Genomic DNA, 13,691 nt, shown 5'->3' on the forward strand with positions numbered 1-13,691 from the left:
TATTACCTAAATTACACTGGCATGTTCATGAGGTCTTTATACGCCTCAACGAGTTTATTGCGAATTTGAACCGTCGCATCAAAAGCGACACTAGACTTGTTACGAGCAATCATAACGTCAGAAAGGGAAACATCGGCATCACCACGATCAAAACGGGTTTGTAAGTCACCGGATGCTTTTTGAAGTGTGTTCACGTTATTGATGGCTTTAGTTAGGAGATCCTTAAAATCTGCTCCAACTTTCGCCCCACTTGCAGTAGGAGCAGTATTGGTTGCTTCTACCATCATGGCGCGCATTTCTGCCTGAATACCATCAACTTTCATTAGCACCTCTAAGCCAAAAGATTGACTATTAACAAAACTGATTATTAACACAGCAATTAACGTGCCATAAGACATTAGTTAGCGGTTTGCTTACACTTTTTGTCTTATGGCGATTGCACATATTAATTTGGGATATCTATACCAGCATCACGCATTTTGGCAAGTTTGTAGCGCAAGGTTCGTGGGCTTATGCCCAGTTTCTCCGCCATTTCTTTGCGTCGGCCGTTACACTCCACCAAGGTTTCCAAAATAATGGCGTATTCTTGGTCACGCAGCTCGCTACCCAAGCCCTCCCCGCCAGATACCGGACGGTTCACACTCTCAGGTTGAGCGACTGGCTTAACATTAGGTACAACCATCTCTGCATTTTGAACCACATGCTGCAAGCTGTTGGCATCTTGCCAATCCACCCCTTCTAGTAAGATGTGCTCAGCGTCGATATCACCATTCTCACTTAAGATAAGAGCTCGTTGCACCACGTTATCCAGCTCACGAACGTTACCTGGCCAAGGGTATTGCAGCAGTTTTTCTACCGCAACGGCTGAAAATTGAGGCACTGGCATCCCCATCTTGCTGCAATGACGCTCAGCAAGATGCTTGGCAAGTGGCGCAATATCGCCTTTGCGTTCGTTCAGTGCTGGCCACGCAATTGGGAACACATTCAGGCGGTAGTATAAATCTTCACGGAAGTTGCCTTCTGAGACGTACTGCTTGAGATCACGGTTACTGGTCGCGAGCACGCGTACATCCAGCTTGATGCTCTTACGACTGCCAAGGCGCTCCACTTCACGCTCTTGCAAAACACGTAATAGTTTCGCTTGCAGGTTTAAGTCCATTTCGCTGATTTCATCCAGCAAGATTGTGCCGCCTTGCGCTTGTTCAAACTTACCCGGACACGCTTGAACCGCGCCAGTGAACGCGCCTTTCTCATAACCAAATAGTGTCGCTTCCAGCATGTTGTCTGGAATCGCCGCACAGTTGATCGCAACGAATGGACCATCTTTACGGTTTGATGCGTTGTGAATATAACGCGACATCACTTCTTTACCTGAGCCACTCGGACCTAGCACCATAACATTCGCATCTGTACGTGCCACTTTATCGGCCAAAGCAAGTAGTCGCAGACTTTTTTCATCAGCCACGACCGCGTCACCATTGTCATCGCTTTTGATCGGTGCATATCGACTGACCATGTTCAGCAATACTTCTGGTGCAAATGGTTTCGCCATGTAGTCAATCGCGCCGTCTTTCATTGCCGACACGGCATCCTCAATGTTGGCGTACGCCGTCATTAACAGTACTGGTAAGTTAGGCCAATTCTGCTTGATGTTTTTGAGCAGAGCCAACCCGCCCATACCTGCCATTTGCACGTCAGAAACGACGATATCGACAGTATTCGATTTGAGTTTTAGTAGTGCGTCTTCCGCACAGTCAGCTTCTAACCACTCATACCCTGCCAGAGCCAGAGTATCCACTAGGGCTTCACGAAGACCTTCATCGTCTTCTACGATCAGCACTTTGCTTTGCGCCATTCTGATTCTCCAGTAATTGTTATTACCAGAAGCTGCTTACTGCGCTTCTGGTTGCACTCGCTCTAGCGGAATGCACATGGTAAAGCAGGCTCCATCACCCTGCTCTGAAATAAGTTCCAATCGACCGTCATGGGCACGGCAAACCATTTGAACAACAGCCAGCCCTAACCCGGTTCCTTGAGAACGCGTGGTAAAAAATGGCTCCATAATTTTGGCTTGTAGTTCTTCAGGTACACCCGGTCCGCTGTCTTGCACTGAAATGCGCAACTCGCCATTTACCGGGCGGAAAAATATATCGACTTGCGACTCTTTACCAGACATCTGAATCGCATTCATGACAAGGTTGCTCAACGCGGATGCAATCGCATTCGCATTGCCTAGCAACTCAGTTTGTTCTTCTTCCACTTCTAGGCAGTAATCAATACCGTTATTTTTTAGCGCGGTTTCGACCATCGGCTGATATTCCGCCACCAACTGAGCAATCGTAAATGGCTTAATGACTTTATTATCACCACCTTTAGCAAAAAGCAGCATATCATTAACCTGCTTTTCCAAATCGTGCAGTCGATCCATTAATTTGGTTTGAAAGCGATCCCTTGTCGCTGGTGGAAGGTTTGGCGCTCCCAAATTGGATGCATATAGCATGGCGCTCGATAGCGGCGTTCTTACCTGATGAGCAAGTGACGCTACCATACGCCCTAACGACGACAAGCGTTGTAAATCACTCACACGAGCTTGAAGTAAGCGAGTTTCGGTTAAATCGGTAATCAGGATCAATTGACCTGTCGTAGAAGCCGAAATGGCTAATCGAACTTTACGACCATTCCGCAGGGAAACTTCGTGACCATCATCCTCACGAGGATCAAACACCGCCTGAATAATGTTGAACCATTTTTCATTAACCAGTGGAATCTCAAGAATTCGGTGCGCCTCTGGGTTTGCTTCACGCACTATGCCGAACGTGTCGAGCAGAATCACTCCGGCAGGCATCACATCAAGCACCTGCTTATAGCGCTCAACCTGATTTTCTACGGAATCTAAATGGGATTGGTTGGTGTTGTTATCCATTACTGCCTGTCGAAATATCGCCGCTAAAACTAAAATAGCTTGGCAAGCAATTAGCGTACCAAGCTATTTTTTATATTTATCATGACGTTAAGTCATCGACAATAAGTTGACACCCTCAGATAACGGTTTTTGGTGTCAGAAAAACGATGCTAAATAGCCCAAATGATTTAGATATCGTCTTAAATCTCAACGTTGCCTAGCGTTGTAAGTTGTACTTACGCATTTTTTCCACCAACGTTGTGCGTCGCATACCCAGCATATCAGCGGCTCGTGCCACGACTCCACCTTGTGCTTCTAACGCTTGGCTGATCATATTAACTTCTAAATCAGCCAACAGCTCTTTCAGATTTACACCTTCAGGCGGCAGCGCTTGCGGAGCGTTCATGCTGTGGTCAAGATCGTCTTGCTCATCAAAGCTAAAGTCTTCTGAGAAGATGTCTTGGAACACATCACGCTCTTGTTCTTCAACCGAAATAAACGGATTACTTTCTGGTTGGAACTCCGGGATATCACTGTAGCGATATTTGGTTGGTAAGTGGTTTACATCGACCAAGCTATTTGGGTACAGAATGATCATTCGCTCAACAAGGTTGGCTAACTCACGCACGTTACCCGGCCAGTTGTGCTCCATCAATGAATTGATCGCACGAGGGGTAAAACAGATAGGCTGGCCACCCTCCGCTTCCAGACGCGTCATCAACTCTTGCAGCAGCAATGGAATATCTTGTTTGCGCTCTTTCAGCGCAGGCATCTCGATTGGAAACACGTTCAAACGATAGAACAAGTCTTCTCGGAACGTGCCTTCTTCAATCATACTTTCTAGATTACGGTGTGTTGCCGCGACAACTCGAACATTGACCTTGATGGTGCTATTGCCACCCACACGTTCGAAACAGCGCTCTTGTAATACGCGAAGTAGCTTCACTTGCATCGACATCGGCATATCGCCAATCTCATCAAGAAAGATCGTGCCACCGTCTGCGAGCTCAAATCGACCTTTACGTGCCGTTAACGCACCAGTAAACGCGCCTTTTTCGTGGCCAAACAATTCACTTTCTAGAAGCTCCGGTGGAATGGCACCACAGTTAATGGGCACAAAGGCACCACTGCTGTACGACGAATGATAGTGAATGTTACGCGCAACGACTTCTTTACCGGTACCAGATTCACCCAAGATCAACACGTTTGCCTCAGTGTCTGAGACTTGCTCGATCAGGTGACGAACTTCTTGAATACCTCTGCTTTGACCAACTAAGCTGCGAAAAAGCGTGTTTTTTCGTGCACTGGCAACGACATTGACCCCTTTTCGACCCAGAAAATCTTTGCAGTGGCGTAACGCCTCACTAAGCTGTGGGTAATTAAGAGGTAGTTCTAGCTCACCTACAAAATTTGGAAGATCATCCACGGGCAACGGAAATCGGCCCATGACTAAAAGTGGGATGTGGTAGGCGCTGTTTAAATGAGAGATAACCGTATTCGCCGCTTGACCTGCTGGAATGTTACCAACAATACAGCACGACCATACGCTAGACCAATCAACATCGCTGAGCTGATCAGAACTGACCGCTTCGCAATTTTCTCCAACAAATTCCAATATATTGCTTAAATTTAAACGACTTGATGCGTCATCATCAATTACAAGCAGCTTTGCCAAACCTTGCATAAGTAAGAATGATTGCCTTTATTTTAGGTGCGTTGCGGCCAAACCTTGATTTGCGCAATTGGGTGCTAAAAGAAGGCAGAACCACCACACTCAATTTACGATAGACAAAATAGGAAAATCAGCAACAAAAAAAGCCATTAGGGCTACTAATGGCTTCTATTTTATTTGAATATAAAAATAAGGCAACCAAGCAATAAAGAGGTGTGAGCTTGATAGAAACTTTGCTACACAACTCGTTGCGCAATTGACAAATATATTCCTCTAATATCTTAACGCGTTGTTTTGGTTATTAAATACCGACTTCAGCTGCTGTAAGATTATGAAACTCTGTCGGGATTTGGTCCCAAGCGGATTTGATCTCACGGATAATGTCGATAACGTCGTCGATCAGTTGAGGATCATTTTGATGGTTAGCAGCTGAAATTTGCGTGATCATAAACTCATAGAGTGAATCTAAGTTTGAAGCAATATCACCACCGTCATCCATCGATAGACAGCTACGTAGAGCAATGATGATGTCTAGCGCTTTACCTAAACGCTCACCTTTTGCTGGAATGTTGCCTGCTTGCATGGCCGCTTTACCTTGAATAAGGCGCTCAATCGCACCAGCCATAAGCATTTGAATGACTTTGTGCGGAGAAGCCGCGCTTAGCTGGCTGTCGACTGATACCTTTTTGTATGCTTGCAAAGAACCGCGCATAGTAATCCTCTTTTAAATAAATTTTTTGTACTGCTGAAGCGAACGCTGGCCATAACGAAACTTATGAAGTTCTTTTCCGACCTTTGACGTTTCCGATTGCATCAGCTCGACAATTCTTTTGGTACGAGTAAGCAACGCTTGCCACTCTGCATCCTGCTTAACCAAAGGATTTTGATGAATAATTGGTAACAGGTTTTGCAATAACCGTTCCCTGATATCGACCAAGCGAAGAATTTCTTCAGTACTAAAGTCGACTTTTTCCAATTCTTGCGTAATTAGTTGATCTATATCACTAATATCTATGAGTTCTTTTTGCATTTATTAACCCAACGCACTCATTAAGGCACCTAACTGACCTTGCATTTTGCCAGTCGCATCTTGCATGGCGGTAAACTTCGCGTGAGTGCGCTTTTCTAGGCTTTCCATGCGGCGATCTAATGCCGCTTGATCATCACTCAAACGATAATTTTGTTCTGTGAGACTTTTTTCTCGAGTACGAATGCTGCCTGTAATGCCTGTAATACCATGAATCGCATCTTCGACTCGTTTAGCAAAACCTGTGTTGCCACCGAAGAACTTTTCTAGCTCGTTGAAGTTGTTGTTCAACTGACGATCCAACATGTCATAGTTGATTTCTAAGGTACCTTGACGCGTGGTAGTAATGCCAAATTCAGTTAATGACTTTAGGTTTTCAGGCGCTTTATCAATTTGAGTGGAAAATACCGATTTTAATCGTGAGTCTGCGCTGCGTACGGTACTGTCCCCCGACAACGGTCCTTTTTGACCAGTGACCGGATCCACACTCGCCAACGCTTGAGACGTTTGATAAAACGAGTTGTACGCCGCAACAAAGTTTTCGATGTCGTTACGCACACTCTGACGGTCGTATTCGACGCCAATTTCAGCAGGTGGCTTGTTCGGTTCTGATTTGCCTTTAAGTGTTAAATCAACACCTTCTATGGCATCTTCAATCACATTGTTGTGACTAGATAGCTTTGCTACTCCATCAAGCAGAACTTCTGAATCTTGCCCTGCTTGTACCTCTGTCATACCAAGGTATTCTTCAAAAGCAGATTGCGCTTTTGCGATTTTCGCTTCTGCTTCATCAATTTTTTCTAAACGTTCACGCTCTTGAGGATCCAGCTTAGCGCGATGAATTTGTTTCGCTTGCTCTTCGGTCAATTCACCACGTTCAACTTTTGCGTCTAGCGCTTGTTTTTCACTCGCAATTTTTTGCTCAATTTCAGCTTTTTCTTGCTCAAGAAGCTGCTTGGCCTCTTTCGTCGTAACGTAAGAGTCGGTTAATGTACCTGATGCCGCATTGCTCCAACCCGGTACATCTGGTGCCTTCTCTATTGCTTTCTCGTCGAGTTCAAGCTCTGGCTCTTCATAAGAATCCAGCAAAGTGCCTGACGCAGTTTCTGTCCACCCTGGAATTCGGTCTTCAGGGCGCAAACTCGCACGTCGGTTGGCTTCATCAATCGCTTCCTGCCCAGCTTTAGCAGCTTCTGCACCCACAGCAGAGATTGGCTCTTGGGAGCCATCATCTTGTCCATTTTCTGCCGCTTTTTGCTCTTCTGGAGGTAGAGGATTGCCGTTTGCATCCAGTTCCACTGGTTGCTCTGGGAATTGAAGAGGACCTAACACTTCTTCCGCCGCTGAACGAGCTTCTTCAAGCGCGTTAACACGGTCTTCAAGTGTTTGATATTCGAGATACTTTAGAGGGTTGCCTTTGTCGGCCTCCACACTGACTCTGATTTGATGATCCTTACCAGAGAGATTTGAGGCAAGGATAAGGCGTGGTCCTTCAACGTCGTTAATGAGAGATGCTCGAACACCGGGGTTGTCTTTTGAGCCATTGATGCCGCGTACGACATCTGCGAGCTTGGAGCTCGAACGAACGTTCACGTTGAAGGTGTCATCACCAAGCGAAATCTGCAGCTTACCAGGGCCAAACTTTGCGTCTTCTGGCAGTACGTCAGAAGCGACTTTGTGGCTCTGGGCAAGCTGCAACACATCGATAGCATATTTGCCAGCGATAGCATCTGTAGTTGCAGTAGCAGATACGATATTGTCGTCTGTCGTTTCAACAGTACGAACGGCAAACGCTTTCTCTTGACGAAAGTTCGCCATAAGATTTTTCATCGTATCCAGTGATTCTCTGAGTCGCCCGTAGGCACTGATACTGGCATTAATTGTCGTGCGCTCGTTGTCAATGCGTTGCTGCTTTGGTACGCGTTCGGCATCCACAATTTTGCTGACCATGGAATTGATATCCATGCCGCCAGACATCCCCAAAGGGCCTAAACTCATCAAATCACCTCTAAAAACGACTTACACTTTTTCAGTCAACAACCCGCTGTTGGCTGTGTGCTCAGCTAGGCGACGCAATACCACTAGCATTTCTTCATCAGGAATTTGACGAATCACGTCGCCCGTTTTGGCTTCGTAAATCGTCACCACATCTCTCCCGGATTCCTCATCCACTCGAAACGCGACTCCTTTGTTTATGGACGTCACAAACTCATTCATTTGCGCGACCAATTTTTCACGTTCTTCTTTGTTCAGCTCTTGACGGCTTTCTGCCATCTCGATCGCTGCTTGAACAGAGAAGTCGTATTCGGTGTCTTTCGCTTTTTGCGGCGAAACCTCACCATTTGAATTTGCTAGGCTAGACGTGCCTATATCATTGCCATTTTTATTTGCAAACTTTGTGCCACTTGGCGTGCCGTAAGGCTGGATGTTCGATGCGTAGGAGGATATATCCATTACAATCTCCCTTCCACCTTATGGGCTAACGATAGAACCTATCGCTTTGGTGCCCCAGCACTAAGGTGTTTACCTCAGGCTGGGTCTACCACTTAGCCCAACAAGCTTAGCGCTGCAGATGGAGACTGCTTCGCTTGAGCCAGGATTGAAGTACTTGCTTGCTGAAGAATTTGCGACTTAGTCATCGCAGTGGTTTCTTTCGCGTAATCAGTATCTTTAATACGGCTGTTAGACGCATTAACGTTCTCGTTAATGTTGTCTAGGTTGCTGATTGCGTGGTTGAAGCGGTTTTGGAAAGCACCAAGTGACGCACGTTGGCTGTCTACTGACTTCAGGGCACCGTCGATAACAGCCACGGCTTCTTGAGAGCCTGCTACTGTTGTTACGTCGATGTCTTTCACTGTTACGTCTTTCGGGCCGCCAAAGCCGATCTCGTCCGCTAGGTTGCCAGAGAACTCAACATCACCTTGAACTTTTTGAGAAGAAGCAAATACTTGTAGTTTACCATCTTCACCAACAGACGCTTTTACATCATCGTTTTGACCGTTGATGTACGTTGCTAGCTGCTCAATGTCGTCGCCTTGTTTTGCGCTGATCGATAGCTCTTTCTCTTCACCTTGTTTGTTGGTGTAGCTCATTTTGAACTCAGTTTTCTCACCAACAGTCCAAGATGCATCTTTACCCTCTTCTGCTGCGTAGCTCTTGCCACCCATTGCAGAAGTGTCTGAGCGCAAGCTACCCATAGAAAGCATCACTGCTTCACCTGAGTCTGCACCGATTTGGAAAGATTGCGTACCGTATGTACCGTTCAGCAACTTGTTACCACCGAAAGAGGTAGTTTCAGCAATACGGTTTAGCTCGTCATTTAGCGCTGTTACTTCTTCTTGGATCGCAACACGTTCTGCTTTTGAGTTAGAACCGTTTGCAGATTGAAGCGATAGGTCACGCATACGTTGTAGGATGTTGGTAGATTCATTCATTGCACCTTCAGCAACCTGTGCAATAGAAATACCGTCGTTTGCGTTTTTCACCGCCATGTCTAGGCCACGGCTTTGTGCATTCAAGCGGTTTGAAATCTGTAGACCTGCAGCATCGTCTTTCGCGCTATTGATTTTATAACCCGAAGACAAACGCTCCATTGATTTTTGTTGACCGTCAGCTGCCTGGTTTAGGTAACGCTGTGCAGTCATCGCAGAAACGTTAGTATTAACGTTAATCGCCATAATTGATCTCCTTAAGGCTTTAGTGAATGTACCGTCGTGTCTCTCACCTCACTTAGGTACATCTCATTTCTCTCAGTCCCTTTAACGGCGACCGATGAATATCCTTTAGAAGAAATTTTCAATTTTTTGCGATTATTTTCTTTGGCTTACTGAAATGTGATGAAGCTCTAATGTCGTGATTCGCAGAAATCCTGAGTCCCAAACAAACAGAAAAAAACCCAGCCGAAGCTGGGTTTACTCGCTCATCTCTCACCACGAGCCAATGAGGTTCTCGCCTTAGGTTTGAAATTAACCTAGCAGACTTAGCGCTGAGTTTGGCGCTTGTTTCGCTTGCGCAAGGATTGAGCTTGACGCTTGCGATAGAATTTGTGACTTGGTCATTTGAGTCGTTTCTTTCGCGAAGTCAGTATCTTTGATACGGCTCTTCGACGCGTTCACGTTCTCGTTAATGTTGTCCAAGTTGCTGATTGCATGGTTGAAACGGTTCTGGAATGCACCCAGCTCTGCGCGGTGGCTGTCTACGTATTTCAGTGCCGCATCGATGATAGCCACAGATTCTTGTGCGCCACCAACTGAGGTTACGTCGATAGTATCTACTGTTACTTTTTTACCTTCGCCCAAACCTAGCTCGCCAGATAGGCCGCCTGAAAACTCGACTTCGCCTTCGACTTTGTTGTTGCCAGCAAAGATTTGCAGTTTACCGTCTTGGTCTACTGAGGCTTTCACTAGGTCAGTTTGACCGTTAATGTAAGTCGCAAGCTCTTCGATATCGTCACCTGCTTTTGCGCTGATGTTGATTTCTTGCTCTTGACCGTAGCTGTCCGTTAGGTTGATTTTTAGGTCGTTCTTACCTTCAGCAACGTTCCAGTCTTTACCTTTACCACTTTCAGCTTGGTAGCTCACACCGCCCATCATTTTGTTGTCTGAACGCATGTCTTTTAGCTCAAGCATCACGGCTTCACCGTTATCCGCACCGATTTGGAACGATTTCGCGCCGTGTGTGCCGTTTAGTAGCTTGTTACCACCGAAAGAAGTGGTTTCTGCGATACGGTTTAGTTCGTCGTTTAGCGCGGTCACTTCTTCTTGAATCGCCACACGCTCTGATTTCGAGTTTGAGCCGTTTGCTGATTGTAGAGACAAGTCACGCATACGTTGAAGAATGTTAGTGGTCTCGTTCATTGCACCTTCAGCGGTTTGTGCAATTGAGATACCGTCGTTCGCGTTGCGAACCGCCACATCCAGGCCACGGCTTTGTACGTTCAAACGATTCGAGATTTGCAGACCCGCAGCGTCATCTTTTGCGCTGTTGATTTTGAACCCCGAAGACAAACGCTCCATAGAAGTTTGTTGAGCTGAGTTTGCGTTGTTTAGGTAACGCTGAGCGGTCATCGCTGATACGTTAGTGTTTACATTCACTGCCATGGTGATTTCTCCAATTGATTTTCCGGTATAGCGGTTTCCGACGTCTCGGAAAACCAAGTAGTTCTCTCAAAGTTACTTTTATTAACGGCGCTCAAACTGATTTCTTTAGGGAATTTTTTGGATTTTTTTTGGAAAAAGTTCATTTGGAGAAGGAATCGTGATGAAGCAGATAAAAAAGCAAAAAAACGTCAAATTTTCGCTAAAGCTTCTTTTCGAGTTGTCGATACAGGCAGGTTTTACGTTAAATTCGAGCGAGATCGATCATTAGCCAAGTAAGGTTAATGCTAGGTTGGGCGCTTGTTTTGCTTGTGCAAGAATAGAAGTACTGACCTGCTGCAAAATCTGCTGCTTCACCATTTGCGTGGTTTCTTTCGCGTAGTCAGTGTCTTGGATACGACTGTTGGAAGCGGCTAAGTTTTCGTGGATGTTATCGAGATTATTGATCGCGTGATTAAAGCGGTTTTGATACGCGCCTAACTCAGCACGATGGCTATCAACGTACTTCATCGCAGTATCTAGGACGGCCACGGCTTGTTGCGCACCACCGACAGACGTAATGTCGATGTTATCAACCGCATCGTAACCTTTTAGCTGTAACCCCAGTTCACTCGCTAAGTCACCTGAAAACGATAAAGTGCCTGAAGTTTCTTCTCCAGCCATAAATAGCTGTAACTGACCTTCTTCATTCACCGATGCCGTGACTTTGTCAGTTTGACCATTGATATAAGTCGCAAGCTCTTCGATATCATCGCCAGCTTTGGCATTAATTTGAATGGTTTCCGTCTCACCAAAACGATTCGTAAATGACATGCTAAGATCATTCGCACCGTCTTTTACTTTCCAATCAGAGCTTGCACGTCCGTTTGCAATGTAACTAAAGCCGCCCATATCAATGCCATCACTGCGCATCGACTTTAATTCAACTTGCACAGCTTCACCTGACGCTGCACCGATTTGAAATGCCGACTTACCAAAGCTGCCATTGAGCAGTTTACGCCCACCAAAGGAGGTCGTTTCGGCAATGCGGTTTAGCTCATCGTTAAGTGCCGTCACTTCTTCTTGCAGTGCAGTGCGTTCCGCTTTGCTGTTTGAACCATTGGCTGACTGTAGCGACAAATCACGCATACGTTGCATGATATTGGTCACCTCATTCATCGCGCCTTCCGCAGTTTGCATGATGGAAATGCCGTCATTCGCGTTGCGAACCGCAACATCCAAACCACGCATTTGCGATTGCAGACGGTTGGAGATTTGCAGACCCGCAGCGTCATCCTTTGCGCTGTTAATACGCTTCCCTGAAGACAAACGCTCCATGGATTGATTCAGCATATCCGTTGCACTGGTCAAATGACGTTGTGCGACAAGTGCTGCAACATTGGTATTAACGGTGATCGCCACGAATAAAGGGTCCTAAAATTAAGGCTTTGAGTACTTATCGACCAAGTAACAGAAAAGTTTAGTGTTTTTTGAAAAGAGATTGGAATAGAAATAGAAAACAAAAGCCCTCCAATTGGAGGGCTTAAGAAATAAAGTCTGAGAACTTACTTGATGGCTAGCTCTGCGAGCATTTCTTGTGAAGGAGCGAAGAAGTACGCACCAGTTACCGCTTTTGTGAAACGAAGCATTTGGTCTGTTTTACCATCTGTCACGCCGTACATACTTTCTAGCATCACTTTAATGTTATGAAGTGTATTACAGTAAGAGATAAACAGCAGGCCATGAGGCCCTGTCACCGTCCCGTATGGCAAGCTATGACGAACAATCTTGAGACCTTTTCCTTCTTCTTTAATATCAACTCGACCAACGTGTGATGCAGCAGGAACGTCTTCTAGCTCGATAGAGTCTGGTTTGGTACGACCAATCACTTTTTCTTGCGCTTTGACATTCAAGCGATTCCAAGCGGCAAGGTTATGTTCGAAGCGTTGAGCCATGACATAACTACCTCCAGCAAATGGGCCCTCTTTTACTAGAGCCACATCAGCGCGAGCCTCCCCTTTCGGGTTTTCTGTCCCATCAATAAAGTCTGTCATATCACGAGCATCAAGGTAACGGTACCCATACGTTTCGTCCACAATGGTGACATCTTCTGCCGTCTCTTCTAGAAACTTACGCAGAACATAAAAGTGCAAGTCGTGACGAGTAGAGTGACAGTGAATCAGCACATCAACATCCGTTGCAGGCGCTACGATGTCTCCTTCGCCAAGTTGAGTAAAATCAATAAGCTCTTCTGGCGCGTCTACATTGAGGTGTTGCCAAAACGATTTTGTGAATGCGATAGAAAGGGTCAGCGCCGCGCCTGGCTGGGTAATATTTAACTCTTCCACTAACTTTGGTAGTGCTTTCAGCTTATCCAATACGTTTTCACGGTTTTGGTTCACTTTAAGTTGAGTGTACAGTGCAAATGGCCCTGCTTCTGGCACGATCGCCGTTTGAGCTTGTGACATTGAGGTTTCCTCTATACTTTGCCCCGGTGTGGGAAGTTATTGTTTTTAATTCTTCGAAGGCTGCTCTTCATTGCGCTCCAATTGTGGCACATGAAAACAGTCTTTTACCCATCTTCCATTTAGAAGATAGATCATAAACCAAGCTAATAAGGTAATGGTAAGGGCGTTTGCCCAGTTGAATACACCATGTTCCAGATACACATGATACATGGTCTGAGCCAGTTGGATACCGCACAAGATCAAAGTGATCTCTCGACCATAGCGAGTAATTCTGTTTACCCATCCTCTATCGGGGTGACGGAGCCCCATCAACCACATGAGAAGCAGGCTTGGAATGCCCATAGCCAAACCCAAATACAGCGTACTTGAGTCTGGGTAAACAATAGCGAGTAGCTTACTGCCACTATCACGACTTACGCCTGCCATCGCAAACACAACCCATGAACGCACAAGAAACATCCATCCAAACCATAAAATAATCGGCGCTTTTAAAAATCCATGGGCGTCATATTGGTCAAACGAGTAGCGCACAACATCTTCTTCTTAA

The 13,691-nt window shown here is 45.9% G+C and carries 13 protein-coding genes; all 13 read right to left on the reverse strand.

Annotated elements, in window-relative coordinates; all coding sequences use genetic code 11:
• Positions 1-11: 11 nt before the first annotated feature.
• The 13 genes from fliE to ACHFJ9_RS18705 all read right to left on the reverse strand — a co-directional run bounded on the left by fliE (position 12) and on the right by ACHFJ9_RS18705 (position 13,675).
• Positions 12-323, reverse strand: coding sequence for a flagellar hook-basal body complex protein FliE (gene fliE / locus ACHFJ9_RS18645; RefSeq protein ID WP_395355876.1), 312 nt, complete (start codon positions 321-323; stop codon positions 12-14).
• 122 nt (positions 324-445) lie between these two features.
• A complete protein-coding gene (locus tag ACHFJ9_RS18650; RefSeq protein ID WP_046875536.1) occupies positions 446-1,855 on the reverse strand; it encodes a sigma-54 dependent transcriptional regulator in 1,410 nt (469 codons plus the stop codon).
• Positions 1,856-1,891: 36 nt separating this feature from the next.
• Positions 1,892-2,923, reverse strand: a complete 1,032-nt coding sequence (locus ACHFJ9_RS18655) for a sensor histidine kinase (RefSeq protein ID WP_006741696.1) — start codon at positions 2,921-2,923, stop codon at positions 1,892-1,894.
• A gap of 196 nt (positions 2,924-3,119) precedes the next feature.
• Complete coding sequence (locus tag ACHFJ9_RS18660) at positions 3,120-4,586, reverse strand: sigma-54 dependent transcriptional regulator (RefSeq protein ID WP_395355878.1); 1,467 nt, start codon at positions 4,584-4,586, stop codon at positions 3,120-3,122.
• A 289-nt stretch (positions 4,587-4,875) separates the two neighbouring features.
• Entirely contained in the window at positions 4,876-5,286 is a 411-nt protein-coding gene (gene fliS / locus ACHFJ9_RS18665; RefSeq protein WP_012841524.1) for a flagellar export chaperone FliS, read from the reverse strand.
• A gap of 12 nt (positions 5,287-5,298) precedes the next feature.
• Complete coding sequence (locus tag ACHFJ9_RS18670; protein ID WP_012841523.1) at positions 5,299-5,604, reverse strand: flagellar protein FliT; 306 nt, start codon at positions 5,602-5,604, stop codon at positions 5,299-5,301.
• A 3-nt stretch (positions 5,605-5,607) separates the two neighbouring features.
• A complete protein-coding gene (gene fliD, locus ACHFJ9_RS18675) occupies positions 5,608-7,599 on the reverse strand; it encodes a flagellar filament capping protein FliD (protein WP_395355881.1) in 1,992 nt (663 codons plus the stop codon).
• Positions 7,600-7,620: 21 nt separating this feature from the next.
• The gene (gene flaG / locus ACHFJ9_RS18680; RefSeq protein ID WP_395355883.1) at positions 7,621-8,055 is read right to left on the reverse strand and encodes a flagellar protein FlaG; all 435 of its coding nucleotides are present in this window, start codon (positions 8,053-8,055) and stop codon (positions 7,621-7,623) included.
• A 92-nt stretch (positions 8,056-8,147) separates the two neighbouring features.
• On the reverse strand, positions 8,148-9,278 hold the full coding sequence (locus tag ACHFJ9_RS18685; protein ID WP_006741693.1) for a flagellin: 1,131 nt from the start codon (positions 9,276-9,278) through the stop codon (positions 8,148-8,150).
• A 288-nt stretch (positions 9,279-9,566) separates the two neighbouring features.
• Positions 9,567-10,700, reverse strand: a complete 1,134-nt coding sequence (locus ACHFJ9_RS18690) for a flagellin (protein WP_005393103.1) — start codon at positions 10,698-10,700, stop codon at positions 9,567-9,569.
• A gap of 264 nt (positions 10,701-10,964) precedes the next feature.
• Positions 10,965-12,098, reverse strand: a complete 1,134-nt coding sequence (locus ACHFJ9_RS18695; protein ID WP_046875529.1) for a flagellin — start codon at positions 12,096-12,098, stop codon at positions 10,965-10,967.
• Positions 12,099-12,241: 143 nt separating this feature from the next.
• Positions 12,242-13,144: a Dyp-type peroxidase gene (locus ACHFJ9_RS18700; protein WP_048625862.1), complete on the reverse strand. Its 903-nt coding sequence runs from the start codon at positions 13,142-13,144 to the stop codon at positions 12,242-12,244.
• Positions 13,145-13,189: 45 nt separating this feature from the next.
• Positions 13,190-13,675: a DUF2919 domain-containing protein gene (locus ACHFJ9_RS18705; RefSeq protein ID WP_012841521.1), complete on the reverse strand. Its 486-nt coding sequence runs from the start codon at positions 13,673-13,675 to the stop codon at positions 13,190-13,192.
• Positions 13,676-13,691 lie beyond the last annotated feature (16 nt).

Source organism: Vibrio sp. D3 (assembly GCF_043995865.1).
Classification (GTDB): domain Bacteria; phylum Pseudomonadota; class Gammaproteobacteria; order Enterobacterales; family Vibrionaceae; genus Vibrio; species Vibrio diabolicus.

What these genes read in the sequence shown, in the direction of transcription:
- fliE (WP_395355876.1), bottom strand. Translation starts at nt 323, where the DNA reads ATGAAAGTTGATGGTATTCAGGCAGAAATGCGCGCCATGATGGTAGAA.
- fliD (WP_395355881.1), bottom strand. Translation starts at nt 7,599, where the DNA reads ATGAGTTTAGGCCCTTTGGGGATGTCTGGCGGCATGGATATCAATTCC.
- ACHFJ9_RS18670 (WP_012841523.1), bottom strand. Translation starts at nt 5,604, where the DNA reads ATGCAAAAAGAACTCATAGATATTAGTGATATAGATCAACTAATTACG.
- ACHFJ9_RS18690 (WP_005393103.1), bottom strand. Translation starts at nt 10,700, where the DNA reads ATGGCAGTGAATGTAAACACTAACGTATCAGCGATGACCGCTCAGCGT.
- fliS (WP_012841524.1), bottom strand. Translation starts at nt 5,286, where the DNA reads ATGCGCGGTTCTTTGCAAGCATACAAAAAGGTATCAGTCGACAGCCAG.
- ACHFJ9_RS18700 (WP_048625862.1), bottom strand. Translation starts at nt 13,144, where the DNA reads ATGTCACAAGCTCAAACGGCGATCGTGCCAGAAGCAGGGCCATTTGCA.
- ACHFJ9_RS18655 (WP_006741696.1), bottom strand. Translation starts at nt 2,923, where the DNA reads ATGGATAACAACACCAACCAATCCCATTTAGATTCCGTAGAAAATCAG.
- ACHFJ9_RS18660 (WP_395355878.1), bottom strand. Translation starts at nt 4,586, where the DNA reads ATGCAAGGTTTGGCAAAGCTGCTTGTAATTGATGATGACGCATCAAGT.
- ACHFJ9_RS18685 (WP_006741693.1), bottom strand. Translation starts at nt 9,278, where the DNA reads ATGGCGATTAACGTTAATACTAACGTTTCTGCGATGACTGCACAGCGT.
- ACHFJ9_RS18650 (WP_046875536.1), bottom strand. Translation starts at nt 1,855, where the DNA reads ATGGCGCAAAGCAAAGTGCTGATCGTAGAAGACGATGAAGGTCTTCGT.
- flaG (WP_395355883.1), bottom strand. Translation starts at nt 8,055, where the DNA reads ATGGATATATCCTCCTACGCATCGAACATCCAGCCTTACGGCACGCCA.